Here is a 26,790-nt window from a genome sequence, read left to right on the forward strand (position 1 = left end):
CGCCTCCTCAAATTTCCTGCCGGGACGCATGAACACTGCCTGCGATATAAAACAGGACCGTCATGACAAGAGCGGCAGCGGTCAACCCGGCGTTTTGCGTCTGGATACTGTAGGCGCCCGAAGAAGCACCAAACTGGTAAAGAACCGGACTGAGATCCAAAAAATACGACCAGAGCAGCGCATGTCTGACTGCAGCGGGGAATAATCCCGCCGTCATGCCGGCGAGTCCGCCCAGCATGCCTAAACAGAGCGCAAAAGCCTGGTTTTTGACGGCCAGCGAAAGCCACTGCTGCAGGGCAGTAACCGCAAGAACCGGCAGGATCGATCCACCCAAAAACCGAATCAGCAGGCCGGCAGGCAGCGGTTCCGGAAAGTCTTTCAGCATCCCGAAACCGGCCATGAGTGTCATTTGCACAAGTAATCCCGCCAAAAGCAAACTAACCGCGCAGACATACTTGGCCGCGTAAAGACGATTCCGGCTCACATTGGTGGCGGCAAGCATCTTCCACGTGGCCCCTTTATGCTCCATGTCGCAGATCCGCGAGACGATGATGGCGGACAGAATCGGCAGAAACAGTCCGTTCATGGATGAAATATTGAAGATGAGCGCTTCCCAGACCGCATGATCCGGATTTTTGGCAATGGAACGGCTGATGGACAAAAAAGCCCACAGCATTTCAACAGACAGGAAGGCAAGCAGCATCACCCCGATTTTTTTGCGCCGGAGTTTGTAGTATTCGAGGCCCCATATCCGGATCACAAGCTTCGCCCCTTTCCCGTCAGCTCCAGGAAAATATCCTCCAGGCTGCGTTTATGCTCCTCAATCCGGCTGACCGGAATCCGGTGCCGGACGAGCAGGCTGTTGATCTCCGCCACCTCGGTGTCATTCATCATCCCGAGGGCCAGCCGGCCGCCGGTTGGAACCGGGCGGTACCCCTGATCCCGCAGCAGTTGCCCCGCCAGGTCATTATCCCCTGTCCGCAGATGGATCGCGGAACGTCCTTGCTGCCGCAAGGTGGCCATACTGCCCTGAAAAACGAGTTTCCCTTCGGAAATGATCCCGACCGAGGTGGCGATTTGATCGATTTCCGACAACAGGTGGCTGGAAAGCAGCACGGTCATCCCGTAACGTTCAGGCAGCGACTTGATCAGCTCCCGGATTTCACCAATGCCCGCCGGGTCCAGGCCGTTGGTGGGTTCATCCAGAACCAGCAGCTCGGGAAACGAAAGCAGCGCCATGGCAATGCCCAGCCGCTGTTTCATTCCAAGCGAATACTGGTCAGCCTTTTTGTTTTTTTGATTTTCAAGCCGGACGATCCGGAGCGCTTCGTCCACATTTTTATCCGGCGCGTTCCGCAGACGCTGCATGATCCTCATATTTTCCAGCCCGGTCAGATGTCCGTAATAAGAAGGTGATTCTATCAGCGATCCGGTCCGCCTTAAAATGGAAGAACGGTGTTTGCTGAGGCTGTCGCCAAATAATTGAATGCTTCCCCCGGTAGGCTTCACAAGTCCAAGCAGCATTTTGAGCGTCGTGGTTTTGCCCGCCCCGTTGGGTCCAAGGAATCCATAAATCTCTCCTTGCTGGACGTTCAGGTCCACCTGGTCCACACGTTTGAGCCCGCCGTAGTCCTTGGTCAGGTTGTGCGTTTGTACAATCGAAGGCGCGGTCATAAATCATGCCATCTCCATTCCTGTATGCTTTGAAAAATGATTCTGCTTAAACTATACTGACCGCGCCTTACCTCCAGCTGAAGCAAACCTTACATGAGCCTTAAATCCCATCCCATGCAAAAAAACCTTGATGTCTCAAGGCTTGGCTTTCTCTTTTTAAGCTTTCTCTTTTTAAGCTTTCTCTTTTTAAGCTTTCTTTTTCTAAGCTTTCTCTGTGAAAGCTATCCCACAATGAACGGCCGCTTGCTTCACTCCATGTTTATCGTTTACTCTGAAACTATAAGTGAAAGGGACGTTGGAATACTAAGGAGGAGGAAAATAGAATGGATTGGATGACGGTATTTGAAGCCTGTTACTGGAGACAACTCGGCCTGCGGGAAGAGGAGCTGCGGCTGTTTGCAGAGAGCTGGCATAAAAAACTTACTGTAGAGGAAATAGCTGAAATCAGGGCAAAACAACACAATCCGTTTCCTGTTTCCTCTCCGCTGCATGCGCAGTACCGGCCTTTTGACCCGGCGGGCTGGTCCATTCCAGCCAAACCGCTCCCCGCTATGTACTTGGATCTGCTTCGTTACTCCAATGGAGGGGAGTTTTCTAACGGAAAGCGGGATTTCCAGTTTTTCGAGATTGCAGAGTTTAGACCGATGCTGCTGGCCTATGAATTCCCCGAGTATATGCCGGGAGCGGTTTCGTTTGCGATGGACGGGAGCGGCAATCATTATGTATGGGATATGCGGGAAGATCGGTCCGATCAAGAGTACCCCATTTTGGTAGTCAACTCGGGCAATCTGGGTTTTGACGAGGCTGTAAAAATTGCCGATACGTTTATTGAATTGTGTCTGGGGACCACGGCCGCGGAGGATATATTGTATGGGTAGCAGGATTAGACTCCCATAAAAAAGAGCCCTCTTCATTTTTCATTTAAAGGGCTCTTTTCCAGGCCTTGATTAACAGAATGCAAGAACAAAATAAGTTTGTATATGGCCAAGGTTTCTCAACCCTCTTAGACTTGTTCGTTTCAAGTCGTTGCGCGTTCAATTAACTCCACGGGCAAAATATTCTCTGAGGCCACCTGCTTATCCTCCATTTGCATGCGGAGGAGCTGAATGGCCATTTTGCCCAGGGCATCAATCGGCTGGCGTATCGTCGTCAGCTCGGGACTTACCCATCGTGATGCTCCTACGTCGTCATAGCCGACAATCCGGATATCCTCCGGGATTCTCTTCCCTGCGTTCAAGCTTTCCTTTATTGCATAGGCAGCTAAAATGTCGCTCGTTGTAAAAATCCCATCAATGTCAGGATGCTCCTGAAGCAATTGTTGTAGCAGTTTCTGATACTTGTCCTCATCAAAAACGTTTAACCCCGTCTCGACAACCAAATGCTCAACTCCATGCTTCGTGGTCACGTCCAGAAAAGCATTCGTTCTCTGATTGGACAGCATCTGAAGCTCCAAGTTACCACAAATATGCGCGATCTTCTGGCATCCCTTTGCCACAAGAAGTTCTGCAGCAAGCTGGCCTCCACGATAATTGTCAGAGCTTAAGTAAGGAATAGTGTTATGGATTTTCCGGTCGATGGTGACGATTGGCGAATTTAAACTGTGATATTCCTCAACTTCCAGCGTGTGACTGCCCATGATTATGCCGTCTACCCGGTTCCGTTTAAGCATATCAATGTAATCTCTCTCTTTAACTGGATCCATCTGAGAATTACATAATAGAACCTTGTATCCCTCGAGATATGCGTAATATTCGACCCGATCCGCCAATTGGCTGAAAAAGGGATGGGATACATTAGGGATAATAAGACCAACTAGATTTGATTGTTTGCGGAGCAGAGAGCGGGCGATCTCGTTTGGTTGGTAACCCAATGCCTCCATCGCGCCGAATACTTTAGTTCGGGTTGTTTCACTGATATATCCACGGTTGTTTAAAACTCTCGAAACAGTTGTGACCGATACACCTGCCTTGAGGGCCACATCATGAATAGTTGCCATTTTCCCACCGCTTTTTCGTATCTTATTTAATCTCACTATAACGAAACATACTTCTTTTCACAAGTTAGTATAAACAACCTTCGAGAGTACACTCCATTCTCTAAGATCCCACATTGAAACCATGCTTTAAAAGCTACTGGATCGTATAAGCTTGCAGGTTGCATTATAAGGCTATACAAAGAGCTGGCGCTTCTAGGCGTCCAGCTCTTTTGCTCTTACTCCGCTTCTAGTAAATATACTCTAGCTTTATACGGTTGAAGATTGGATTTTGACTAAAGGATCATGCTCCATAATGTCCCGATAATCACTCATATCATAACCGTTGTCATCATTTGGTGACCGATATACCGGTGATAACCAAATTACATCAATCCCCAGTCTAGACTATAAAATCGAATGCAGAGGGAATAATTGAAGGGAAATGAGTTGAGCCTTCCCGCCTCTCACAAATAGCTCCAACCCCCGGCTGGCGGGGTTTGGATAGATCAAATCAGTGAGCACAACTTCGCCATCACCGGCAAATACCTCAACAGAACACTGATCGACAAAAATACGCAAGTGCAGCCTTCCGTTGGTAATCTTATGTGTTGCAGCGTGTTTACACGGAAAAGAATCATGAAAAACGGTTTCGCCGGAGCGTGTACGATCGAGATAAAGCTGTTGTTCAATTGTACGATATCCCACGATAGTCTCTTCGTTTTCTCCCTTTCGCAGTTTAAAACCAATCTCGGCAGCGGTTCCCACCTCAATGTCACAAACCAGCTCATAGACATCTTCCTGCAAAGACGCAAGCAGATTATCTCCCGATTGGAGGAGGACGTTAAACTTCTCCCAAGGTTGTTTGCGGAGCTTTTCCAGATATGGCACAGGTTCTTGAACAAGCCGTATACCGTCATCACCATGCTTAAGATTAAGCAGGCGGGGAAGTGTCATTGCGCTTCTCCATTCACCAGTCGGTGTAACATTAGCGTAACGCCAGTTGCTCATCCATCCGATAAAATATTTTTTAGGGGGATCCGGTGTATCGGACCAGGTTACACCTGCATAATTGTCCCTTCCGTAATCCAACCACAGTATCGTGTTAGATGGATACTCATTCGTGAACACACTGCCGTCGAAATGTCCGATAAAATACTGGGTTCTAGTTCCCTCTGGATATCCGGGCTTGTCTCCTATACTGACAATGAGCATCCATCGCGACTCACCGTTCGGACTCCCTTCAATAGGCAGCTCAATGAGATCCGGACACTCCCACACCCCGTCATGGGAACCGTCGAACGCCCCGAAGTCACTTGCAAAAGACCATTGTTTCAAATTTTTTGAGGTGTAAAGATGTACACGGTCGCCTGCGGCAAGCACCATCACCCACCGTTTGGACTCGCCATGCCAAAAAACTTTCGGATCCCTAAAATCGGTCAGTTGTTCATTGCAAAGGACCGGATTTTCCTCGTACATTTTCCAGGTTCGTCCCCGGTCTATGCTATACGCCAAGCTTTGCCTTTGCCGGGGGCGATTTGATTCCGGATACTCGTCAGCATGAGTGAAGATGGCCACGAGTCCCGGCACTCCTCCAAAAAAACCACTGGAATCCTCCCAATCCACCACGGCGCTGCCGGAAAAAATCATTCCATTCCGATCCGGCGCAAGCGCAATCGGGAGATGCTGCCAGTGAACCAGATCGGTACTTACAGCATGCCCCCAGTGCATGGGCCCCCAGGTTGACCCGCCTGGATGATACTGATAAAACAAATGATATTCTCCCTCAAAATACACCATCCCATTTGGGTCATTCATCCAATTAGCAGGCGGGGTAAAGTGGAATTGCGGCCGGTAATTATTGTTATTCGATACTTTTGTCATGCTTTTGCCCCCTCTAATGTAGTGCCGTACGGCCGGTAACAAAGAAAGAGAACTCCAACGAACCGTTGATGTTCTCTTCCCGCAAAGGAATTACCTGGTACCCTTTAAATCGTGTAGATTTCCTGATTTCCATTATCATCCAAATACTCAATAATCGTACGGTTGTTAACCAAATCTACGTGTAGCGTACACTTCTTGTCCGCTTTGACCCATTCGAGCCGAACCTCCTGCGCCGATGAATCCAGCACGCGGAAGTCACCCTGAAAAGCTTCGTATTCATTACGAAAACGTATCAGTCGGAGCAGCCTCTGTACGGCATCCTGTTGAAGAGCCCCATCGATTTCCTCCAGGCTGTAATTGTGACGGTTAATCTCGCGGCCTTCGCCTGTCTGTTTGACCCGCTCCTCGTCATTTTTGCCAGCCAGCAGCCCTACATAATAAACTTGAGGAATCCCGGGAGTAAAGAACTGGATGGCTCGTGCCGCCAGATATGCGTCATCGTCCGCATTAAGCACCGAGTAATAGGAACACCGAATCTGATGGACGTCAAAACCATCTTCGTCTTTATGTTCATCTGACAAAATTAAGCTAAGATTAGATCCCCGTTCTGTGCAGATGCCGACTAACTCTCTTGCCTTTTTTGTATCGATGAGTCCGTCGAGATCCGGTTTAACCGGAATCCCATCATGGCAATCCAGCATGGTGAATTGTTTTGCCGGCCTATTCTTCAAATAGTCGAGCAGATCTTCGCTGGACTTGTTAACAAGAGTATCCAGAATACGGTAGGGCAGGATAAAATCATAGATCCAGAAACCATGTTCCGCCAGCTTGTTCTGCACACTATGGTGGGCGTGAACTTCTGGCAACAGCTCAATGTCGAGCGAATCGGCCAGTCCCTTAATCCAGTCGAGGAACTCATAAATATCCGGCTCTACAAAAAAGCAACTCGTTCCAAGCTTTTTAATGACATAACCGACCGCGTCAAGCCGGACGATTTTCACATTGTTTTTCTTGAAATTAATAAAGAAATCGGTTAACAGCTGCTTGACCTGATCGGATTGAACATCCAGATCAATTTGTTCGGATGGGTCTGACTTACCAAATGTGGTCCAGACTCGTTCAACCTCTCCAGTATCCTTAATGGTAAACGCCGAGTAAGGAAGCGGACGGCGGAGAAACATTTTGTCAATATCCGCTTGGACTGGCTCTCCTTTCTCCCAAAGCTTATCAAGGGTTATAAAATAATCGGCGTATGCAGATTGGCGGCCTTTTTCCAGAAAATCCTGAAAGTACGCCGACTGCCTGGAAATATGATTTACCATTAGGTCCACGAGCACGTCAAATGTTCCGCCAATCTCCCTAATGTCCTCCCAACTGCCAAATTGAGGCTCAATTTCAAGGTAGGTAAGCGGAGCGAACCCTCTGTCTCCAGAGGATGGGAACGGGGGAAGGATATGCACCCCGCCTTTAAAAATATCGGTAAAATGTTTGTTCAGCACGTGGTTCAGTGCCTTCAAATCACCACCCATCGAATCCGGATACGTAATAAGCTGTACTTGATTTTTTACTGTCATATTCTTGCCTCCTGAATATCGTACAAGCGTTTGATTTCTTCGAGTGTCTGAAGGGGAACAACGGCCCCGGTGAATCTCAATTTGTAGGCACTGACTGCAAAGCCGAGCTGGAGTGATTGACGTATCGTATAACCCTTAATGAGTGCTGTGTAAAAGCCCGACCAGAATGCATCGCCGGCTCCGGTCGTGTCTGTAACTTCCGTGGCGAGTGTGTCAAACCTAACGGTTTGGCTTCCATTTGATACGAGAGCGCCATCCGCTCCCAGCGTCATAATGACCAACTTCGCCCCCAACTCCATGAACTTTTCAATTTGGTTCTCTGGCGAATCCTTGCCGAACAGCCGCTCTGCATCATCCTCGGACGGCTTGATGATGTCTACTTGGCCGACAATCGATTTGACGATTTCAATACCGTCTTCTCCCCTTTGCCAAATCATTGGATGGTAGTTGGGGTCAAAACCGATGATAACGCCGTTATTTCTGGCTTCGTCTATAACCCGCTCAATGGTGGACCGGGCGGAGGGAATCGAGATGGGCCAGCATGAGAAATGTACGATCTTTGTGCGCTGCAGCGCAGCTTTCAGTGACGGTGAGAAAGCAAGTTCTTGATCGGCTCCCCTGTAGAAAATGGGAATCGGTGTGGACTTGCTTTTCGTGACAACGACCATACTGGTAGACGCATCCGTTTGCTGCAGGAGATTGGTTTCAATCCCCGCCTTTTTCAACTGATTCATCAAAAATGTCCCAAATCCGTCCTTGCCCACTGCCGCTGCGACTAACGGACGAATGCCCAACTGCTTGACATTCATCGCAATATTGGATGGAGAACCGCCAAAAAACTTCTGATAGGTTCGGCTTTCGAAGGTGTCATCATACTCTTCGGAAATCATATCGACAAGCATTTCCCCTACCGTCAGGATGTCGCTCTCCCGCTCTTCGAACGCCAAGCGTTTTTCATAATAAAACACAGTATTCCTCCAATGCGCCTATCTCCAGTGCTGCTGTTATTTTTATTCAGTAGTTGTGCCTTACTTGATAGAGCCTTGCATAACTCCTTGAATGATATACTTCTGGGCAAATAAATAAACTACCATAATCGGCAGGATGGTCAGCACAAGCCCAGCCATAAGCGGGCCGTAATCTACCGAATAGGTTCCGTAGAAACTAAAGGTGGACAGAGGCAACGTCCGGTTTTCCGGACTGATCAGCACCAAGGATGGAAGCAAAAAGTCGTTCCAAATCCAGAGTACGTTAAGGATTGAAATGGTGGCCGTTGTGGGCATGAGCACAGGGAAAACAACTCGGAAGAATGTTTGTGTACGCGTACATCCGTCAATCATTGCAGCTTCCTCAAGCTCAACCGGTACACCTTTAACAAAACCATGGTAGATGAAGACTGCAAGAGAGCAACCAAAACCAACATACATATAGATCAGCGACCAGACATTGTCCAGCATGTCAAGCGAACCGTAAATTTTCACCAGCGGGATCATAATTGCTTGGAACGGTATGATCATAGAAGCGACCATTAGCAGGAATGTATATTGATTGAACTTCGTTTGGTTACGAACGAAATAATGTGCCGTCATCGCCGACACCAGGGAGATCAACAGGACAGCCAACACGGTAATTAGCAGAGAATTAGTAAATGAACTGAGATAGCTCATCTTCTCGAACGCCGTGGTATAATTTTCCCAATTAAATTGATGTGCAAATGCTAACGGGTTTGATGTGATTTCTGTATTTTCTTTAAAAGAGTTGATGAGCAAAAAGACAAAAGGGAAAATGAACAGAAACAGAGGAACAGTAAGCATAAGCCCTTTTAGCAGAGAGGAAGATGATCTTGTTCCGGCCACTATGCCTCCACCTCCAATTTTTTGCTAAAGTAGACTTGCAGCAGCGTAATAGCGGCAACAAGCAGAAACAGAACCAGCGCCTCGGCTTGACCTAGACCAAAATCACGGGACAAAAATGCTTTTTCGTACACATGCATTGATACCATCTCCGTGCTTTTAAAGGGGCCGCCCTTCGTGAGGGACAGGTTGACATCATACACCATAAACCCGCGCTGAAGCGTAAGAAAGATACATACGATAAAGGATGGTACCATCAGCGGCAGGATCATTCGGCTCATACGCGTCCACCCGCTCGCCCCGTCGATGCTGGCTGCCTCGAGAATATCGTTTGGTACACTCATAAGGCCAGCAATATAAATTACCATCATGTAGCCGGCATATTGCCAAACTGTGACGATCACCAGACTCCAGAATGCTTTATCCGGGTCGGCAAGCCAAGAAGTAGAGAGGAATGGAATCCCTGCCTTTTGACCGATATACACTAACACATTGGAAAAAATGAACTGCCAAATCAAGCCAAGGACGATCCCTCCGACTAAGTTCGGAATAAAGAATCCGGCGCGGAAGACGTTCTGTCCCTTAACGCCTCTCGTGAGGCCGTAGGCTAATAGAAAAGCAACTGCATTTACGAGAATAACAGTGACCGCGACATACTGGAGTGTCAGAGCAAAGGTCTTCCAAAACACGACATCCTGAAAAACCGCGAAGTAGTTCTGGAACCCTACCAGCGAATGGGTTGTTGCGATGCCGTCCCAGTTTGTAAACGTTAAATAGATACCATATAAGAAAGGAACGATCATTACTGTCAGAAAAGCAAACAGAGCTGGACCCGTAAAAAGTATTCTGGTTCGTAACCTGTTCCATTTCCCCTTCTCCTTAATCATTTAAACCCCTCGCCATCTTGATAGGTTAAGTTATCTACGTGCCGGAAAGAAACAATGGATAAGGCCGCCTAAGACCTTACCCACTGAATACTGAGGTTGGGCCTCTATTTTTACTTCACACTCTTCCAGTACTCCATAATTTCATTAGTCAACATGGTCCGATCACCCGATTTGCTCAGGTATTTTTGCATCGAGGCACCGACTTTTGCCCAATGGTCGGCTGGCAGTGTACTCATCGACTGTTCGGATTTGCCTTTCATAATGTAGTCCTGGATCGATTGGCCGAGCGGATCGGCAGCCGGCAGCGTAATGTTTTTAAAAGCTGGAATGATGCTGGCCTTGTTGACGAGGAAATCCTGTCCCTTCTGATCGTAAACAAGCCAGTTCAGGAACTTTTTGGCTGCCTCCTGCTGTTCCGGTGTGCTCTTTTCCTTGTCGATAATGATTCGTTTTGATACTGCGGACGAAATTTCCTGGTTGCCGTAATCCGACGCATTGTTGCTGATCGGTACGGGAAGGAAGCCGTAAGTGCCATTTGTGGTATCAAAGCTTTTGATTTGCGGCCATGCCCAGTTGCCCTGGAACCAGATACCTACTTCACCTTTCCCAAGCATCTCTGCACCGCGCTCATACACACCGGACAGCGGAGAGTTTTGGTCGATGTTGTATTTCATCATGACATCAAATGTATCCATCAGTCCGTTAAAAACGTTGTTCGTAGAAAGGTCTGCCGTTCCGGCTTTCAGTCCTTCGATAAATTTGTCCACTTCCGCCATGTCTTTGTTTTGTCCGGCATAGGCAAGCGGGAGATAATGTGCGCCGAGCGACCAATCCATCGGGGAAATAATCAGAGCCTTTTTACCGGAGGCTTCAATTTGCTTAAACAGATTTTCCAGGTCGGTTCTCGTTTTAATTGTAGAGGGATCAAAAGTTCCGCCTACCGCTTTATCCAATACCGCTTTGTTATAAATAAAGCCGTATCCTTCTATCGCAAGAGGGAAACCGTAATTCTTTCCATCAAAGGTGGTAAGCACTGTAGCGTTTTCAACAGCATCGGCGTTCCACTTTTCACCGCTCAGGTCCAAGATGCGGTCTTTAAACTTCTCAACATCACCGGTATCCATGATCAGCATGGTCGGCGGGTTTCCAGACGCATATAAGGTGGATGCCCGCTCAAAAGGAGATGTTCCCGCTGGTGCCGCTGTAACCTCGACTGTTATGTCAGGATTATCTGTATGGAATTCCTTGACAGCCTCTTCAAGCTGCTGTTGAATTTCACCTTTTGAGTTCAAAAGTGTGATTTTCACTTCTTTACCTGACGAACCATCAACTGGCGTATTCGCTTCTTTACTATTGCCGCATGCGGAAATCACGAGCGAAACTGCCATTACGGAAACCAAACCTTTAAACCATTTCATCTTCATGCATTTACTCCCCCATAATGTGATGTTTTATGATGAAACCGCTTGCAAGTCCTTGCACATCGATTATATGTCAAACCTTTAACATATGTCAATCGTTTGACATATGTTAATTTTTTTATTGGAATGACAAGGCAAGAGCACCTAAAATGTAATTTGTGGATATTGTATTCAATAAGGGGTGGAACTGTTGGACACACAGTATTATTTAGATAGAGCTGTAGAGTTGTTTAAAGAAGAAATGGGCAGCAATCTGGTAGGTGTGTATCTGCACGGCTCTTTAGCAATGGGCTGTTTTAACCCGAACAAAAGTGATATTGACCTGTTGATTGTTGCCCAAGAAAAACTCTCCTTTGAAAATAGTAAGCGTATTGTAAAGAAACTTTTAAAACTCCATGACAGCATGCCCAATGAACGTGGGATAGAGTTAAGCGTTATCCTGGAATCATACTTAAAGGACTTTGTCTATCCAACACCTTTTGAGTTTCACTACTCCGAAGCTCATCGAGAGGAATATCAGACAAATGAAAACTACATTTGTGGCGGATTTGAAGATCCTGACTTAGCGGCTCATATTGTTGTTACCTATCATCGGGGTATTAAATTATATGGCAAAGCGATTCGGGAGGTTTTTTATCCAATTGATCAGCAATTTTATATCAAGTCTATTCTCTCTGATGTAGAAAGTGCATTAGAGGATATTATCGAATCACCTGTATACTTCACACTCAATCTTTGTAGGGTTCTTTACTTTTTAAAAGAAGGTGTGGTGTCTTCCAAAAAAGAAGGTGGAGAGTGGGGCTTAAGTATACTCCCCTCTGAGTATCATCAGAATGTCCAACACTGTCTTAATGAATATATTGGGATTGCGGATAACGATGATTTAAATGTTGAACAATTAACCGGCTTTGCTAACTACATGATAAGTGAAATTAACAACCTATCAAATATATAGACTGAACTTAAGAGGGACAGGTGGGGCGGAGCTGTCGTTTAATAGTTCAGTCTATTTAAAAGGTAGTCCTTCCCCGTCTGTTCCACTAACCTTCATCCCCCGCAAAATAAACCGGGTTCGACGCGGCAGCCAGCAGCTGCCCCGTCTCCGGGAAGTCACGCCAGACTTCCGCGCGCCAGAACCGGCGGCCGCCCGCCTGCCACTCCAGGCTGAGGCTCCCGTTCTGTTCCGCCGTATACCGCCGTTCCTCGCCCCGCTCCGACCAGATCCTGATTTCATCCCCGGCCTGCACACGCCGGATCGTTAGCGCAACCGGCTCCGGGCTACTGTTCCGGCTTGCCGCCGCTGGAATCGTGCAGATTCCGCCCATGAACACGCCGTCGCAGCTCAGTTCAATCCTTGGCCCGTCCGGAGCAAAAGACAGGGTTACTCTCCCCTCACGGATCGCGTTCAGAATGCCGTCCTGCGACAGCGAATCCGCCAGCACCCAGACCGTCGGCCAGCCGTGCTTGACCAGCGGATGGGGCCGATGGGTATCGCTGCCCGCGACCGCGGTCAGCCTTCTGCCCGACGCCAGCTCCCGCTGCCACCAGTCAAGCGTCAAAGCATTGGCTTCTCTCCACGGACCGTTCCAGATCTCCACCCAATCATAGTCGGCATCAAATCCCCAATGCCAGCCGCAGTCGGGACAATGCGGATGGTTAATTGAAATGTACGCCCCGTTTGCTTTCGCTTCCACCAGCCGGCGCCGCAGCGCGTCAGGTTGATCCGCCCGGAAGTCAGGCAGCGGATCGGCCGCGCCGTACAGATTGCAGTGCCCTTTCCCGGTCGTCAGCTCCATTCCCGGCAGGACAAGCACTCCGCGGTGATAACCGGCATGGACGTTTTGGCTGCTGGTATTGTGATCAGTCAACACAATAAAATCCAGCCCCGCTTCCCGCGCCGCAGCCATGGTGTCCTCCACCGAGTACGTCCCGTCGCTATGCTCGGTGTGCAGATGCAGATCGCCGCTGAGCCAGCGCAGCTTGGACGGAAATAGTGTTATCTCCACGTTTGCCGTGCAGCCGGCCTCTGCTACCCGGTGGGCGCCCAGCACAACCGCCCACTCGCCGCGGGCAAGCGGTCCCGGTAAATAACCTGGCGTCGCCTCAGCCGGGCCAATCCGGAAACAGTCGCGCGCACCGCCGCTCCAACCCCTCATCCGGTGCGCATCTCGAACGCCGAGGTCGATTACCGACTGTTCCGCGCCGTGATGCTCGACCTTCAGCACCACCTTCAGCACCTCCATCCCTTCCGGCATGTGGAACACCATCTCGGGATAAGTCCCTGCTGCCTCCGGCCCGAGCTGGGCTTCCAGCCTGAGCTGTATCTCCGCTCCATGCGGAGTCTCCGATCCAGGCTGAAGCTCCCCTCCATGCGGAATCTCCGGTCCGGGCTGTACCCCGGCTTTCGTAACCGGCTGAGTCACCTGTCTGTTCACGCGTCGTCACTCCTTAACCGCACCGGCCGTAAGGCCCTGCACAAAGTATTTTTGCATAAAAGGATAAATCACGAGCAGCGGGAGGATCGCGATCATCACACCGGCCATCCGCACATTGGGGGTGGTGATTTCACTGCCAGACGTCGCGTCTGACAAAATAATCAGCGACTGCAGCGCAACCTGTAGCGTATGTTTTGTGCTGCTGCTGATGTACAGTAGCGCAGGCGTAAACTGATTCCACCGGCTGACGAATTCAAACAGCGTAACCGTCGCCAGTCCCGACACCGCAAGCGGCAGATACAAGGTAAACAGAATGCGGAAATCCCCCGCCCCATCCACACGCGCCGACTCCTGCATCTCGTAAGGCACGCTCAGAAAAAAGCCGCGCATCAGTAAAATACTGAACCCCGACACAATTCCCGACAGAACAAGCGAAGTCAGCGTATCGAGCAGTCCCAGCTCTTTGTTAACCACGTAGAGCGGGATCAAAATGGCCTCCCCGGGAACCGTCATCGTCAGGAACAAAAAGCTGATCAGCAGCCGTTTGCCCGGAAATCCCCGCACGACAAGCGTATAACCGGCCATGGCGCACAGCAGGACGTGCAGCAGCGTACCGGTCACCGTTACGATGACATTATTCAGGAAGGGACGCCACAAATTCATTTTGTTCCAGACGGTCGCATAACCTTCCAGGCTCCAATCGGCAGGCAGCAGACGCAGACCCGGACGCATGGAGGCTACATTTCCCGACAGCGAAATCATCAGCGAATTCCAGATCGGAATGATCATCGTGAGGCAAAGGAGAACCAGACAGCACAAATTAATCCCTTGCAGGACCGGATGTAGACGGGTATCGTACATTCTGCGGCTCCTGCGGTCCGTTTGACCGGACAGGCCTGAACGGAACAGCGGTTTGCCTGCCGCCGGCTGTTTGACTGTACCCACAGCGGATCTCCCTCCTTTATATTTTGTCGAACGAAACCACACGCCGGAACAAAAGCGTCAGCAGCAGTGTTGCGAAGATCACCAAAAAACTGGCCGCCGAAGCCAGATCCATATGAAACTGCTGGATCCCGAGTTCATAGACATAGGTCATCAGCACGTCAACTTCGCGATAAATCGCGGGATTACGCATAACCATGATCTGGTCGAACATTCGCAGCACGGCCAGCACCTGCAAAATCACCACCATTTTCATCGTTGGCACCAGCTGGGGGAGCGTAATATGCAAAATCTGCTTCCATCTGCCCGCTCCGTCAATCCTCGCCGCCTCGTAAAGGGAGGGGTTGATCAGCGTCATGGCCGCCAGATAGATGATGCACGTATAGCCCATCTCTTTCCACACCGAGGTAAAAATCATAATCCATTTCGCATACTTTTCACTTGCCAAAAAGTGCACATTGCCTTCGCCGCCAAGCCGCGCCAGCAGCTCATTGACCATTCCCCCGTCCGGAGACAGCAAAAAGATCCAGATGCCGCCGACGATCACCCACGAAAACAAATGCGGCATATACAGAACCAGCTGGCTGAATTTTTTGAACAGGGGGTTCATCACTTCGCCAAGCGACAGAGCCGCCAGCAGGGACAGCACGAAGCCAAACGCCAGTTGTCCGGCTCCAATCGCAAGCGTATTGCCCAGAACGCGCCAAAACACCGGATCGCTCAGGACCTGACGGTACTGCTCCAAGCCGACAAACGGCCGGTCGCCGATCATGCGGAATTCCTGCAAACTGATCATGAACCCCCGGACCAGCGGGAAATACAAAAAGACAAGAAAAAACAGAATAACCGGCGCAAACATGAGGTACAATCCGCTGTGCAGCCGCATTTTCCGTAATATGGGCAGCCCCTCCCTTCTTAATAAAAAGCGAAATCATAAACCAAGCTCCGCAGTCCGCCCGGTCAATTAGGGCGCAGCATCTGCGGAGCCTGGCGCCGGCGGTCAGTCGACCAGTCCCGCCGCTTTCAGCTCGCCGTTCATTTTCTCCACGGCTTCCGCCGCCGGCAACTCGCCCATCATCGCTTTAAATGCGTAATTCTGAACAATTTTTTCCGCGTTTGGCCAGTCTGCGGTGGAGAGCTCAATGGTGGAGTTATTCGCAAAAATCAGCTCACGCGCTTCTTCCACCCCGGGCAGCGTACCCACCGGATTGGTAAACCTCGTATTGCTCGGGAAAGGCGCGCCATGATCCATTCCGTGCTCTTTTCCGGTTTCGGTCAGCTCATAGCCGCCGCTTGCAGTCTTCTTCCAGTCTTCGCCTTCTATGCCGAGGGTGGACAGAAGGTTGCCCGGCTCGCTGTGCCAAAACTCCAGAAACTCGATCGCCGTCTCCGGATGCTCGGCGTTCACCGGGATTCCCCATACGCTGGGATCCCCGCGCCGCAGCATATAGCTGCCGTCCGGCGCCTGCGCTCCTTTCATGCCTTTGGCGAGGAACTTCGTATTCGGGTCTTCCGTCAGACGGGTGTTGTTAAACAGCCCGACCCAAGCATCCCAGTAAGTCACTACTCCTACGCGGTCTGTCAGGAACAATTCACGCATTTTGGCCGTGTCGTTGGTGGCGAAGTTGGGGTCCAGAATCCCTTCCTGGTACAACTTCGCAAACCATTCGTATACCGGCACCGCCGCTTCGGTCGCATACGGGATGCTCCGCTTGCCTTGATCGTCAATCACATATTTGTACTTCACGCCCGCGGCGCTCATAAATCCTTGGATGTCATACAAGCCGGCGGTGCTCAGTCCATACGTATCCGCCTGGCCGTTGCCATCGGGATCCTGCTCTTTGAAAGCCTTCAGCACCGCGTAATAATCGTCTAGCGTCGCCGGCTCCGCCAGCTTCAGCTTCTCCATCCAGTCCTGACGTACGATGGGCAGCGTGCCGCCTTCTTTTTTGTTGAATACGGCATAACGTTTGCCGCCGTCGTATTCGATCTGCATCCATTCCTCTGGTTCAATTACGGCGGGATCGGACAGTACGGACGACCCTGCGATTTTGTCACTCAGCTCCATCAGCACGCCCTGCTCCACCAGCTGGTCCATTTCGGTTTTGCCCATGTATACCAGATCGTATTTCTCGCCGCCCGCGAGCGCCGCCATCAGTTTCTTGGAATAATCAGCCGCCGGCTTCTCAATCTTGACCTGAATTCCTGTCAGCCGTTCTACCTCCTGCTCAAACAATACATGTTCTTCCGGCGTCTTGCCGCCGGCTACACCGGACAGGATGCGCAACGTCTTGGGCTCCGCCGCTTCGGCTTTACCGGCATTGGCCGCCGGCCCCGTATTTCCCGCGCCGCCTGTTGCCGTGTCCCCATTCCCGCCACCGGTTCCTCCGCACCCGGATAAAGCCATCGCTCCGGCCAGCAGCAACGTCATCATGCCCTTTTGACGAATCTTCATCTTGCAGTCCCCCTAGATAAAAGATTAAATTATGTTTTTTTTGTGCATGAGCCTTTCCTTTTCAGCTCCGTCCCGATATTGACCTGTTTCACCTGCTTGGACCGTCCTTCACAGCGTTCAATCAACAGCTTTGCGGCTTCAAATCCCAGATCCTCGGCTCTCAGCTCGACGGTGGACAGCTCGGGCCTAAGTTCGGCGGAAGCCTCTCCCGTGTCAAGAATCGCAAACACGGATAAATCCCCCGGTATGTTAATTCCCAGCTCTTTTGCAATCCTGTACACCGCCGCAGCCTCCAGATCGGAATCCGTAATAATCGCTGATGGCCGCGAACCGCTATTCAGCAGCTTCATCAGGAGCAGGTCGTCCGTTTCGGCAGCCTCGCCGCCGTTTTTGTACAGCAGAAGCCGGTCCTTGACCTTCAATCCCCTGGCCAGATAAGCGGAACGGTAGCCCGCTTCCCGGACCATCGCGACGGTTGTATCCTGCTGGGCGTTAAAAAAAGCAATGTCCGTATGCCCCAGCTCCAGCAAATAATCCGTGACCTGCTGCGCCGCTCCGATATTGTCGTTATCCACGCTGCTTAAGTGGGCGGCGTAAGCCAGCGGCGGCCGGCCGATGACGACCATCGGCATTCCTTGTTTGATTCGTTCGTCAATTCTGGTGTCACGCTGCTTCGGGTCCAAGACGATTTCCCCGTCAACCGGACTGTCCGCCACGTAAGACGGTTCGACGGTCCAGGCCTGCGGCACGGTATTGAACAACAGCCGGTAGCCGTATTCCCGGCATGCTTCGACAATTCCGCTTATCAGCAAAAAATGAAAGCCGGTCAGCGGCGTCTGATGCTGCAGCAGCAATCCGATAATGCGGTGCTTCGGCTGTCCCTGGCTTTTCGCCCAGTAGGTCGGACGGTAACCCAACTCTTTGGCCGCTTCCAGGACCCGGCGCGTCACGGCTTGTCCGATGGGACGTTTTTTGCTGAAAACATTGGAGACCGTGCTTTTGGAGACGCCCGCTTTTTTGGCAACATCTATTATGGTGGCCACGCCTGACGCTTCCCTCCCTTCTGCCGTTCTTTGCCTCCATCATAAAAAACGAGTATTAAACCCCGGGCAGACTTGTTTCATCCGGATGTAAAAGAAATGAAACCGGTTCGACGATGGTCCCGCCGGTTCCCGCTTTTGACTCCCGCGAATCTACTCCCGGCTTCCGTCTGCCGGCAGCAAAAAAGCCCGGATCCAAAGTGATCCAGGCTTTGCAAGTGAATAACTATAATGATTTGATAAACGATGCTGCCGCTGCTTTTAATTCTTGGTCACCGAGCTGATCTGCAGAAGTTAAATAAAATACCCGGTATCCCCCGTCCGCCGCCCGTTCCGACCATACAATCTCGGATCTGCCGGTTTCCTTATACAGATAAGCGCCCACCCCTTCAATATTGAGCACGGAGTCCTCCGAAGGATTGGCATCGTAAAAGACGGGCTTATCCCCCTTGGAGATCGAAACACTCAAGCGGATGACGTCCTGCCCTTTTTTATAGTGCAGCATAAGAAAGTCGGGTTCGCTTGAGCCTTGAAACGTAAAATATTTATACTTTAAGCCGGTTGTTTCGTCCGTACCATAAATCCATTCGCTGTTGTCCGGTTTCTGCTGGAGAAATACATGTTTATTGGAAACTTGGGCCGAAGTGAACATCCAATCGTCTATGTGCTCTTGCGGCAAGGTAATGTCGACTCCTTTGGAAGCCAAATAAGAAGCTGCCGCAGCAAGCGAATCAAACGGCCGGGTACCCATAACAGAAGTTGTGGAGCGCCGCGGATCCTTCTCGGCTTCAGGCTGAAGCACTTGTTCGCCAAAATAGATGTTCGCTTGTTCACCCAAGGACAACGTCTGCTTAATTTTCTCCGAGATATCGTTTTCGGCCTGCGGCGGGGCGGGAATATTGGTGTAGGCTACGGCCATGGATTCCTGTCCGGACTTATCCTTCAGCGGCGCCAGGAACCCGGACGCCACATAGGCATAAGCTCCCCCTGCCACAACAATGGTGGACAATCCCGTCAGCAAAGCGACCCGCCACACCGGCTTCAACGACCCCCTTACAAGTTTGGCCCGTCCTCCCGCCGCAGCCGGCTCAGCGGCAAGTTTCCGCATGACCTGATCCGTCAAATTGGCCGCCGGTTCGGGGATATTCCGGTAAGCAAACGCAACCTGCCCGAGTTTATTTTCCGTTTCCATTGTATACTTGCCAGGGTCTCGCATCGTTTATTTCCTCCTCAAATGAATGAAGTTTGGCTATTTTTTTGCGCGCCCGCTCGAATTTCTTCCGGACGGTCGCCGCCCGGCAGCCCAAGACCACAGCAATATCCTCATAGCTCATTTCTTCCGCCGCCCGCAGCAAAATAATTTGTTTTTCTTCCAGGGATAGCTCGCGCAGCAGTTCTTCTGTCCGGATTTTTAAATCGTAATCCGGCGCGGCCACCGCCGATCTCCGCCCCAAAAAGGCCAGCCGTTCTCTCCTCTTCCTGCTGCGGATTACGTTCAGACAATGGTTGTAGGCGATTTTATATAGCCAGGCAGTAAACGAAATGTCTTCGGTATACCGGCCAATGCTGCGGTAAGCACGGATAAAAATATCCTGAACAGCATCTTCCGCTTCTTCTTTGCTGTGCAGCATGGAATAAGCATACTGGTACAGCGGTCTTCCGTACTGTTCGACAATTGCGGCATACGCTTTCGTGTGCCCTTGTTTTACTTGTTCAACAAGATGCGAAAGGTTCAGCTCTGCCGCGCCTTCTCCTGCAGGTGCATTCATAATATCCTCCTTTTTCTTTTCTGTTGAGGCCTCATATTGTTGTAACACCGGATGGCGGGGTTTTGTGACGGGGGCCAGCAACTTTCGTTGTTCCTAAACGTCTAATGGATGGAAGTATTATGTGTTGTATACTGCCCCGCAAGCTCCCTATCTCTCCAACCACCGGCTGTATCTTCCGCTCCGGGCAGTGAGTCAGCTGCTGGGGGGAAACGCTGCTTATGATCCGGCAACAAAGGCTGCCAAAATCCAGTTAAACAACCACACGGTAGAAATTAACGCAGCCACTAAAGAAACTTATTATGACGGTTTAAAAGCCGAGGGAGCCGCAGTACCGCAAATGGTACAGCAAACCCTATATGTGCCGATCCAGGTTTTGATTGACGGACTTAAGGTCGATGGAACCTGGGACCCGAACCGCCAGCTGTTCACAGTAACGGACCCAAGTCTGAGCAAGACTCCACTCTATATCAATATAAGGGATTTTGATGCGACTGAGGTCTATAACCAGGACGCGTTTTATCCACTGTCTTTTACCTATGAGAGAAAAAAAGATAAAAAGGATGTGTATCACCTGACATTAACAGTTACCGCACGCAACGTTACCGGAGCTGACATCCCGGAGAATGATGAATACCTGCATCCCCTCTATTTATTTTCTTCCGGAGCCTTCTCCTATGACCGAAAAGAGGATACGGCTGCGGTAAAAAAAGATGAGGTCATCACGCGCACTTGGACACGGAGGGGGCTGGAAAGCTATCAATATATCCTTTTTGTGGGAATCACGGGTGCGGACCGCACGATTGACCTTCCTTAAACAAGTTGCTGTACGAAAAAACGGCCGTTTGATTTTTCCGATCTTACGGCCTATCATATAACCATTCACTTATATAATTTTCCCAAGGAGGGATTTGCTTGGAACAGATTCATGAAATGGCCGACAAATTGAAGCTGCTCAGCGACTACACCCGCCTTACCCTCTTATCGCTGCTGAAGGAACGGGAGTTTTGCGTATGTGAGCTCGTTGAAATTCTGGAAATCTCTCAGCCTGGCGTAAGCCAGCATTTACGCAAGCTGAAATCCCATGGCCTGGTCAAAGAAAGCAAACGCGGTCAGTGGGTGTATTACTCTTTGAATGTGGATAGTCTGCCCTATATCAAGTTTGTACTGGACTGCACACCAGACACCCGAACCATTCTAGCCGCTTTAAATAAAACGGAATTGGCATCGCAGTGCAAATAGCTGTCAGCCGTTGATTATATAAGTACATGGTTATATAATGATTCACGAATGTGTGAATGTAAAACCAAACCACTGAATAACAGGAAAGGAACAAAATCGAATCATCGTATACCAACTTAATCGGAGGATGCAATGGGAAGTGTTGTAGCGGCTTGCGTCATATTTGTGATCACGCTCACGCTGGTCATCTGGCAGCCGAAAAAGCTTTCGATCGGGTGGTCTGCCTGCGGCGGAGCGGTCTTGGCTCTTTTGACCGGCGTGGTGAATCTTCAAGACGTTTGGGATGTGACCCAAATCGTTTGGAACGCGACTTTGGCTTTTGTGGCCATCATTATCATTTCTTTGGTTTTGGATCGGATCGGATTTTTTGAATGGGCTGCGCTGAATATGGCCCGGGCCGCTCATGGCAGCGGGCTGCGGATGTTTATTTATATTGCTGTGCTGGGCGCGGTTGTGGCTGCTTTTTTTGCCAACGACGGTGCGGCGCTGATTTTAACGCCAATTGTGCTTGCAATGGTGCGTGCGCTCCGGTTTGATGAAAAAAAAGTGTTCCCTTTCATTATCGCAAGCGGCTTTATCGCGGATACTACCTCGCTGCCGCTGGTCGTCAGCAATCTGGTGAATATCGTGTCGGCTGATTTTTTCCACATCACCTTTATGGAGTATGCCGGCCACATGATCGTGCCGAATTTGTTTGCGCTTGGGGCGAGTATCCTGGTGCTGTACTTATTTTTCCGAAAAAGCATTCCGCGCAGGTTTGAAGTGGACACGCTGGCACCGCCGCGGGAAGCCATCAAGGACCCGCAGATGTTCAAGCTGTCATGGGCGGTGCTGGCCCTCCTGCTTGCCGGTTATTTCAGCAGCGAATTTTTTGGCATCCCGGTCTCCTTCGTCATCGGCTTTGTGGCCTTGTTTTTTCTTTTTATGGCACGAAAAACGCCCGTTGTTCCAATAGGAGAGGTAGTAAAAGGCGCGCCTTGGGCGATTGTTTTTTTCTCCATCGGGATGTATGTCGTGGTGTATGGCTTGCGGAACGCCGGGTTGACCGGTCTGCTGTCGGGAGTGATTCAGACGGCTGCGGATCAAGGGTTGTTTGCGGCAACTGTAGCGATGGGATTTATCGCAGCTATTTTATCTTCCGTCATGAATAATTTGCCTACCGTGCTGATCGATGCGCTGGCCATTCAATCCACCCACACCACGGAAGCCATCAAAGAGGCTTTGATTTATGCCAATGTGATCGGTTCCGATCTGGGACCCAAAATCACTCCAATCGGCTCGCTCGCAACCCTGTTGTGGCTGCACGTGCTGTCTTCGAAAGGCGTCAAAATTTCCTGGGGTACGTATTTTAAGACAGGCATTCTGCTGACGGTCCCCACCCTGCTGATTACGCTGCTTGGACTTTATCTCTGGTTGTTGATCGTTTAACTATTCAAATAGAAACGGGGATGATCTCTCATGCAAAAAAAGACGCTTTACTTCCTGTGCACCGGCAACTCCTGCCGCAGCCAGATGGCGGAAGGTTGGGCGAAACACTACCTGGACGATAGATGGACCGTGCTCAGCGCGGGCATCGAAGCTCACGGGCTGAATCCCAATGCTGTAAAAGCAATGAATGAAATTGGCATTGACATCTCGGGCCACACTTCGGATAGGATCGATCCGGATATTTTGAATACGGCCGATCTGGTTGTCACCCTATGCGGCCATGCTGCGGACAACTGTCCCGTCACCCCGTCAGGAGTAAAGCGCGAGCATTGGGGGTTCGACGATCCTGCCAAAGCTCAAGGCACAGAAGCGGAAAAATGGCGGGTCTTCCAGCGTGTCCGCGACGAGATTGGCGAGCGGATCCGGCGCTTTTCGGAGACGGAATAACGGAATAAGAGCTTTTTTTAGCGAATCCCTTGAGAGTTAAATGCCTTAAGGGATTTTTTGCGCTGTTTTCTCTGTTTTTCAGACTTTTTATGACAGCATTCGAATACTCTTTATATACAAAATATGTAACTATTTTACTATTTACACCAAATTCAGTTAGCGTTATTGTATGGGCAGGAATTATTTTACTTTCAGAAATTCGACATCCATTTTCAGTCCTACAAGGAGGGATCAATTAGCACCATTGGGCAAACGGAAACATGTCTCCTCGTCGTCTCAGGCTCAGCATTAAAAAATTTAAATTTGAGGTGAGCGAACTGTGAAAGCCATGAAAAAGTTATTTGCCGGACTGATGATGTTTACCCTGATTTTCAGTATATCTTTTGTTGGATCCGCATTTGCCAGCGGGAATGAAGTCAAGCTTATCGATTCGAATGTCAGCGTAATTTATAAACCCGGGTATGTCGGATTCAGCGGAAATATTGAAGTTGCTAATCTCGGCCCTGTAAAAAAAGTGTCGGTTCATTACACAACAGACGACAGCAAGTGGTACGATACAAACGCTGTTTATGTAGGACCAACGGATGCTCAGCATGAGAAATGGCATTTTAACATCTCCACAAACGGATCTACAACCGAGCATTCCGAACTGAAAAACCTGAAGTTCATTAAATATGCCGTCAAATACGAAGTGAACGGCCAGACCTACTGGGATAACAACGGGTCAGAGAATTATTACAACGAAGTGAATGGCATCCTACCGCTCACATCCGTGGTCTTGGGTCAATCAACCAATGTGCTTAACGCCAGCAGCACCCTGAATGACGGCACGTTTAGCGGCAGTGTTTATGTAAAAAATCTTAATCCGAATAAAACCGTAAAAATCGAGTACACAACGGACAACTGGGCAACCAAACATGAAGGCACTGCCACTTATGCCGGCCCTTTAAATAACTTCCATTCGGTTGAAAGCTGGAACTTCAGTATTCCTGTTCCGGACGCGACTGAAGTGCAGTACGCAATTTCGCTTACAACCGGCGGACAAACGTATTGGGATAACAACTATGGAGCTAATTACGTGGTACACTAACTCATTTTAACTATGTAAGTGATGTGATCGTTCAGCTGCAAGAGCATCTCTCTTTCAAGGGGGATGCTCTTTTTTCTATTCGTAGATAAACCTATTAGTCCAGGAGAACGCTCTAGAGAACAATAATAATAAATTCTAAATCAATACTTTTTTATTGTAATTCAATAAATATTATGTTAAATTCAATGCGAATCGAATTAGCGAGGTGCTTTGCGTATGAATCATAAAGTACATGAATCCGCCCCCTCTCCCTGCCGCTCCCAAAGGGGCAAAAAAATGAGGATGCTCAGGCAGCTGTTTCGTTTCGGGATAGAGCAGGCGTTATCTTGTGTGTTCCCTGTCGTTATTTTTGCTTCCCTTGCGCTTACGAAGCTGATTCCTCTTCCCCTGCTGCCGCGGTATGACTGGATGCTTGTGATCTGCCTTCTCATGCAGTGGTGGATGGTGCGTTCGGGGCTGGAGACGCGGGATGAGCTTAAAGTGATAACCGTCTTCCACCTGATCGGGCTGGCACTGGAGCTGTTTAAAGTACATATGGGCTCATGGTCTTATCCGGAGGACGGCTATTTCAAACTATACGGAGTGCCTTTGTACAGCGGATTCATGTATGCCAGTGTGGCAAGTTATCTGTGCCAGGCTTGGCGGCGGTTTGACGTCGGGCTTGTAAACTGGCCGCCGTTTTATGTTGTTGTGCCTCTTGCTGCCGCGATTTACCTAAACTTTTTTACCCATCATTATTGGATCGACATTCGTTGGTGGTTATCCGTGCTGGTGCTGATTGTCTTCTGGCGGTCCCGGGCCACTTATGTTGTGAATGGAACCCGCTACCGGATGCCGCTTGCCCTTTCGTTTGTGCTGATTGGATTTTTTATCTGGGTTGCCGAAAATATCGCCACCTTCTTTGGCGCGTGGAAGTACCCAAACCAGACCGAAGCCTGGAGCCTCGTTCATCTCGGCAAAGTGAGTTCATGGCTGCTGCTCGTGATCGTCAGTTTCCTGATTGTGGCGACGTTAAAGCGGGTGAAGGGAAACGCAGGTGTGTCACATTTTAAATAAAAAAGAGCCGCGCGGGCTCTTTTTTCGCTTCCTGTTCAGCCGGCAAACATCCGGCTCATAGCGCCCGCAGGCAGCTGGCGGGAATAACTTCTTTCTGCTGGCTTGGGCTCATCCAGTTCAAGCTGATCCATGCTGCGCCGGTGGCCTCATAATACTCCACCGTGATCGGGTAACGTTTGCCTGCCTCCAACCGGATTTTGCCGGAAGCGCAGCTGCCGCCGTTACGCCACCGGTCGACCACAAGCTGGTCTCCGATCCGAATCCGCATCCCGTCATCTGAACAGCCTTCGATCGTATATTCCTCGGTGAACCTGGGAATCAGCAGTCCGGTCCAGCGGATGGAAAAGTTGTCGGCCGGCAGTTCCGGAACCGGCTTGCCTCCAGCCCAATCAAACGCAACACGTTCATCCACCCGCTCCGTTTTCAACTGGTCAAACTGCGTTCCGGAGAAATACTGCGCACGCAATCCCTGCTGGATTTCAGGTGCAGGCTCATCCGGGGACGGCGGCGCCGGAAGGAATGGCGGAGTCAGGTGGACATTGCTTTGGTAATCGCCAAGCGTAAACGTTGTACCTGCCCGCATAAACCGCCGGATTTGATCCGCGCTGTTTTTTTCCTGCAGCAGATTTCCCCAAGTCATTTGATAGGACCAGTTGGGTTGGCTCATCAAAATACGCTCCGGGTCGGGCAGTTGTCCGTTTTCGCCAATAGCGATAATCTTGCCGCAGCCCAAGTCCCGCAACATGTCATAATGCGATTGCTTGTAATCGCCTTCGTATATATCCAGCGCCAAAACATCCGCACGGTGGCTTCCCGGATAATAGGCTGCCGGTTCGTCACACCACTCATTTTTGGCGTTGGGGCACCATACCCACAACAGGTTATTCAGCCCATGGCGGTGAACAAACCGGTCATACATCAATTCCCACAGCGCGGTGAAGTTATTTTTTCTTCCCCACCAAAACCAGCCGCCATTCATCTCGTGATAAGGCCGCCACAATACCGGTACTTCCGCATCACGCAGCACTCCAAGCCATTCCGCCACATCATCCAGATTCGTCAAAAGCGCTTGGTGAAGCGGGTTGCCGGGGGTAAGAATCCGGTTGAATTCCTCCTGCGTGGTAGGCCGCTGAACCAGATTCCAGGTAAACCGTTCACCGGGGTAGGCTGCATGGTATGTCGCTGTAACGATCCCTCCCCGTTTATGCCATTCGATACAAGAATTTATCGTATTCCTCCGCTGAGCGTACTGAAGATCGCCGCTCTGTCCGGAAATGGCGCCTAGCTCTACTCCTTTAATTGCAGGATAAGCACCGGATAGTTGGCTTAGAGTATTAGTGAGTGCATCCGGAGCTTCAAGATAGTTATGCTGCCCGGTCAATAAAGCCCTGCCCTGCAGTTCATATAATTCCGTAAGCAGTTCCCTGGCTGCCGGAGAGGCATCCGGATTTACCGGAGTGGCCAACAGCTGACGGTAGCCGTTTTGCCAGGCACGGTCGGTAACGATTCTGGCTGCAGACTCAATCATTTCTCGAAGTCTCTTTACTTCCACAGCGCTCACCTCCATTTTTGATAGACTATGAAGGTGACAGGCATTTGGTTACCAATGTGGCAGAAAAGTGAA

25 protein-coding genes and 1 pseudogene are annotated in these 26,790 nt (G+C 50.1%); 8 read left to right on the forward strand and 18 right to left on the reverse strand.

Going from position 1 to position 26,790, the window contains the following annotated elements:
* Positions 1-7: 7 nt before the first annotated feature.
* A complete protein-coding gene (locus ACE6ED_RS04395; protein ID WP_410825764.1) occupies positions 8-760 on the reverse strand; it encodes an ABC transporter permease in 753 nt (250 codons plus the stop codon).
* Positions 757-1,674, reverse strand: coding sequence for an ABC transporter ATP-binding protein (locus ACE6ED_RS04400; RefSeq protein ID WP_410825765.1), 918 nt, complete (start codon positions 1,672-1,674; stop codon positions 757-759). Before ACE6ED_RS04400 ends, ACE6ED_RS04395 begins: the two co-directional genes overlap by 4 nt.
* A 323-nt stretch (positions 1,675-1,997) precedes the next feature.
* On the opposite strand from ACE6ED_RS04400, the gene ACE6ED_RS04405 reads away from it, so the two are divergent.
* The gene (locus tag ACE6ED_RS04405; RefSeq protein ID WP_410825767.1) at positions 1,998-2,552 is read left to right on the forward strand and encodes an SMI1/KNR4 family protein; all 555 of its coding nucleotides are present in this window, start codon (positions 1,998-2,000) and stop codon (positions 2,550-2,552) included.
* 140 nt (positions 2,553-2,692) lie between these two features.
* Here the strand turns inward: ACE6ED_RS04405 and ACE6ED_RS04410 are convergent, their stop codons facing one another.
* The 8 genes and pseudogenes from ACE6ED_RS04410 to ACE6ED_RS04445 all read right to left on the reverse strand — a co-directional run bounded on the left by ACE6ED_RS04410 (position 2,693) and on the right by ACE6ED_RS04445 (position 11,262).
* Positions 2,693-3,670 carry a LacI family DNA-binding transcriptional regulator gene (locus ACE6ED_RS04410; RefSeq protein ID WP_410825768.1) on the reverse strand — a complete coding sequence of 326 codons (978 nt, stop codon included), beginning with the start codon at positions 3,668-3,670 and terminating at the stop codon, positions 2,693-2,695.
* A gap of 288 nt (positions 3,671-3,958) precedes the next feature.
* Positions 3,959-4,048: pseudogene (locus ACE6ED_RS04415) on the reverse strand (alpha-amylase family glycosyl hydrolase); the annotation flags it as partial.
* A gap of 6 nt (positions 4,049-4,054) precedes the next feature.
* Positions 4,055-5,530, reverse strand: coding sequence for a glycoside hydrolase family 32 protein (locus tag ACE6ED_RS04420; protein ID WP_410825770.1), 1,476 nt, complete (start codon positions 5,528-5,530; stop codon positions 4,055-4,057).
* Between the two features lie 104 nt (positions 5,531-5,634).
* Positions 5,635-7,104 (reverse strand): sucrose phosphorylase, encoded by a 1,470-nt coding sequence (gene gtfA, locus ACE6ED_RS04425; protein WP_410825772.1) that lies wholly within the window; start codon positions 7,102-7,104, stop codon positions 5,635-5,637.
* Positions 7,101-8,072 carry a carbohydrate kinase family protein gene (locus ACE6ED_RS04430; protein ID WP_410825774.1) on the reverse strand — a complete coding sequence of 324 codons (972 nt, stop codon included), beginning with the start codon at positions 8,070-8,072 and terminating at the stop codon, positions 7,101-7,103. Before ACE6ED_RS04430 ends, gtfA begins: the two co-directional genes overlap by 4 nt.
* Positions 8,073-8,132: 60 nt before the next feature.
* On the reverse strand, positions 8,133-8,918 hold the full coding sequence (locus ACE6ED_RS04435; RefSeq protein WP_410825858.1) for a carbohydrate ABC transporter permease: 786 nt from the start codon (positions 8,916-8,918) through the stop codon (positions 8,133-8,135).
* 41 nt (positions 8,919-8,959) lie between these two features.
* A complete protein-coding gene (locus tag ACE6ED_RS04440; protein ID WP_410825775.1) occupies positions 8,960-9,844 on the reverse strand; it encodes a carbohydrate ABC transporter permease in 885 nt (294 codons plus the stop codon).
* Positions 9,845-9,954: 110 nt separating this feature from the next.
* A complete protein-coding gene (locus ACE6ED_RS04445) occupies positions 9,955-11,262 on the reverse strand; it encodes an ABC transporter substrate-binding protein (RefSeq protein ID WP_410825859.1) in 1,308 nt (435 codons plus the stop codon).
* A 193-nt stretch (positions 11,263-11,455) separates the two neighbouring features.
* Between ACE6ED_RS04445 and ACE6ED_RS04450 the strand changes: the two genes are divergently transcribed.
* On the forward strand, positions 11,456-12,220 hold the full coding sequence (locus tag ACE6ED_RS04450) for an aminoglycoside adenylyltransferase domain-containing protein (RefSeq protein WP_410825777.1): 765 nt from the start codon (positions 11,456-11,458) through the stop codon (positions 12,218-12,220).
* Between the two features lie 85 nt (positions 12,221-12,305).
* On the opposite strand, the gene ACE6ED_RS04455 is transcribed toward ACE6ED_RS04450, so the two are convergent.
* The 7 genes from ACE6ED_RS04455 to ACE6ED_RS04485 all read right to left on the reverse strand — a co-directional run bounded on the left by ACE6ED_RS04455 (position 12,306) and on the right by ACE6ED_RS04485 (position 19,906).
* The gene (locus ACE6ED_RS04455; protein ID WP_410825778.1) at positions 12,306-13,700 is read right to left on the reverse strand and encodes a CehA/McbA family metallohydrolase; all 1,395 of its coding nucleotides are present in this window, start codon (positions 13,698-13,700) and stop codon (positions 12,306-12,308) included.
* Between the two features lie 6 nt (positions 13,701-13,706).
* A complete protein-coding gene (locus tag ACE6ED_RS04460) occupies positions 13,707-14,645 on the reverse strand; it encodes a carbohydrate ABC transporter permease (RefSeq protein WP_410825780.1) in 939 nt (312 codons plus the stop codon).
* Between the two features lie 16 nt (positions 14,646-14,661).
* Positions 14,662-15,501 (reverse strand): ABC transporter permease subunit, encoded by an 840-nt coding sequence (locus tag ACE6ED_RS04465; RefSeq protein ID WP_410825782.1) that lies wholly within the window; start codon positions 15,499-15,501, stop codon positions 14,662-14,664.
* Positions 15,502-15,642: 141 nt separating this feature from the next.
* Positions 15,643-17,097, reverse strand: coding sequence for an extracellular solute-binding protein (locus tag ACE6ED_RS04470; protein ID WP_410825784.1), 1,455 nt, complete (start codon positions 17,095-17,097; stop codon positions 15,643-15,645).
* 29 nt (positions 17,098-17,126) lie between these two features.
* The gene (locus tag ACE6ED_RS04475) at positions 17,127-18,140 is read right to left on the reverse strand and encodes a LacI family DNA-binding transcriptional regulator (protein WP_410825785.1); all 1,014 of its coding nucleotides are present in this window, start codon (positions 18,138-18,140) and stop codon (positions 17,127-17,129) included.
* 223 nt (positions 18,141-18,363) lie between these two features.
* Entirely contained in the window at positions 18,364-19,353 is a 990-nt protein-coding gene (locus tag ACE6ED_RS04480; protein ID WP_410825787.1) for a hypothetical protein, read from the reverse strand.
* Positions 19,313-19,906 (reverse strand): RNA polymerase sigma factor, encoded by a 594-nt coding sequence (locus tag ACE6ED_RS04485; RefSeq protein WP_410825789.1) that lies wholly within the window; start codon positions 19,904-19,906, stop codon positions 19,313-19,315. Before ACE6ED_RS04485 ends, ACE6ED_RS04480 begins: the two co-directional genes overlap by 41 nt.
* A 121-nt stretch (positions 19,907-20,027) precedes the next feature.
* Here ACE6ED_RS04485 and ACE6ED_RS04490 point away from each other — a divergent pair, with 121 nt between their 5' ends.
* From ACE6ED_RS04490 to ACE6ED_RS04515, 6 genes are all read left to right on the forward strand, one after another.
* A complete protein-coding gene (locus ACE6ED_RS04490) occupies positions 20,028-20,720 on the forward strand; it encodes a copper amine oxidase N-terminal domain-containing protein (protein WP_410825790.1) in 693 nt (230 codons plus the stop codon).
* Between the two features lie 98 nt (positions 20,721-20,818).
* Complete coding sequence (locus ACE6ED_RS04495; protein WP_410825792.1) at positions 20,819-21,145, forward strand: ArsR/SmtB family transcription factor; 327 nt, start codon at positions 20,819-20,821, stop codon at positions 21,143-21,145.
* A 132-nt stretch (positions 21,146-21,277) separates the two neighbouring features.
* Positions 21,278-22,573 carry an arsenic transporter gene (locus ACE6ED_RS04500; RefSeq protein WP_410825794.1) on the forward strand — a complete coding sequence of 432 codons (1,296 nt, stop codon included), beginning with the start codon at positions 21,278-21,280 and terminating at the stop codon, positions 22,571-22,573.
* A gap of 30 nt (positions 22,574-22,603) precedes the next feature.
* Positions 22,604-23,020 (forward strand): arsenate reductase (thioredoxin), encoded by a 417-nt coding sequence (gene arsC, locus ACE6ED_RS04505; RefSeq protein WP_410825795.1) that lies wholly within the window; start codon positions 22,604-22,606, stop codon positions 23,018-23,020.
* A 328-nt stretch (positions 23,021-23,348) separates the two neighbouring features.
* Positions 23,349-24,110 (forward strand): hypothetical protein, encoded by a 762-nt coding sequence (locus tag ACE6ED_RS04510; RefSeq protein WP_410825861.1) that lies wholly within the window; start codon positions 23,349-23,351, stop codon positions 24,108-24,110.
* Between the two features lie 276 nt (positions 24,111-24,386).
* A complete protein-coding gene (locus tag ACE6ED_RS04515) occupies positions 24,387-25,166 on the forward strand; it encodes a DUF817 domain-containing protein (RefSeq protein ID WP_410825797.1) in 780 nt (259 codons plus the stop codon).
* 55 nt (positions 25,167-25,221) lie between these two features.
* Here the strand turns inward: ACE6ED_RS04515 and ACE6ED_RS04520 are convergent, their stop codons facing one another.
* Entirely contained in the window at positions 25,222-26,718 is a 1,497-nt protein-coding gene (locus ACE6ED_RS04520; RefSeq protein ID WP_410825799.1) for a glycosyl hydrolase, read from the reverse strand.
* Positions 26,719-26,790 lie beyond the last annotated feature (72 nt).

Origin of the sequence: Paenibacillus nanchangensis (genome assembly GCF_046543445.1) — a bacterium.
Classification (GTDB): Bacteria; Bacillota; Bacilli; order Paenibacillales; family Paenibacillaceae; genus Paenibacillus_AQ; species Paenibacillus_AQ nanchangensis.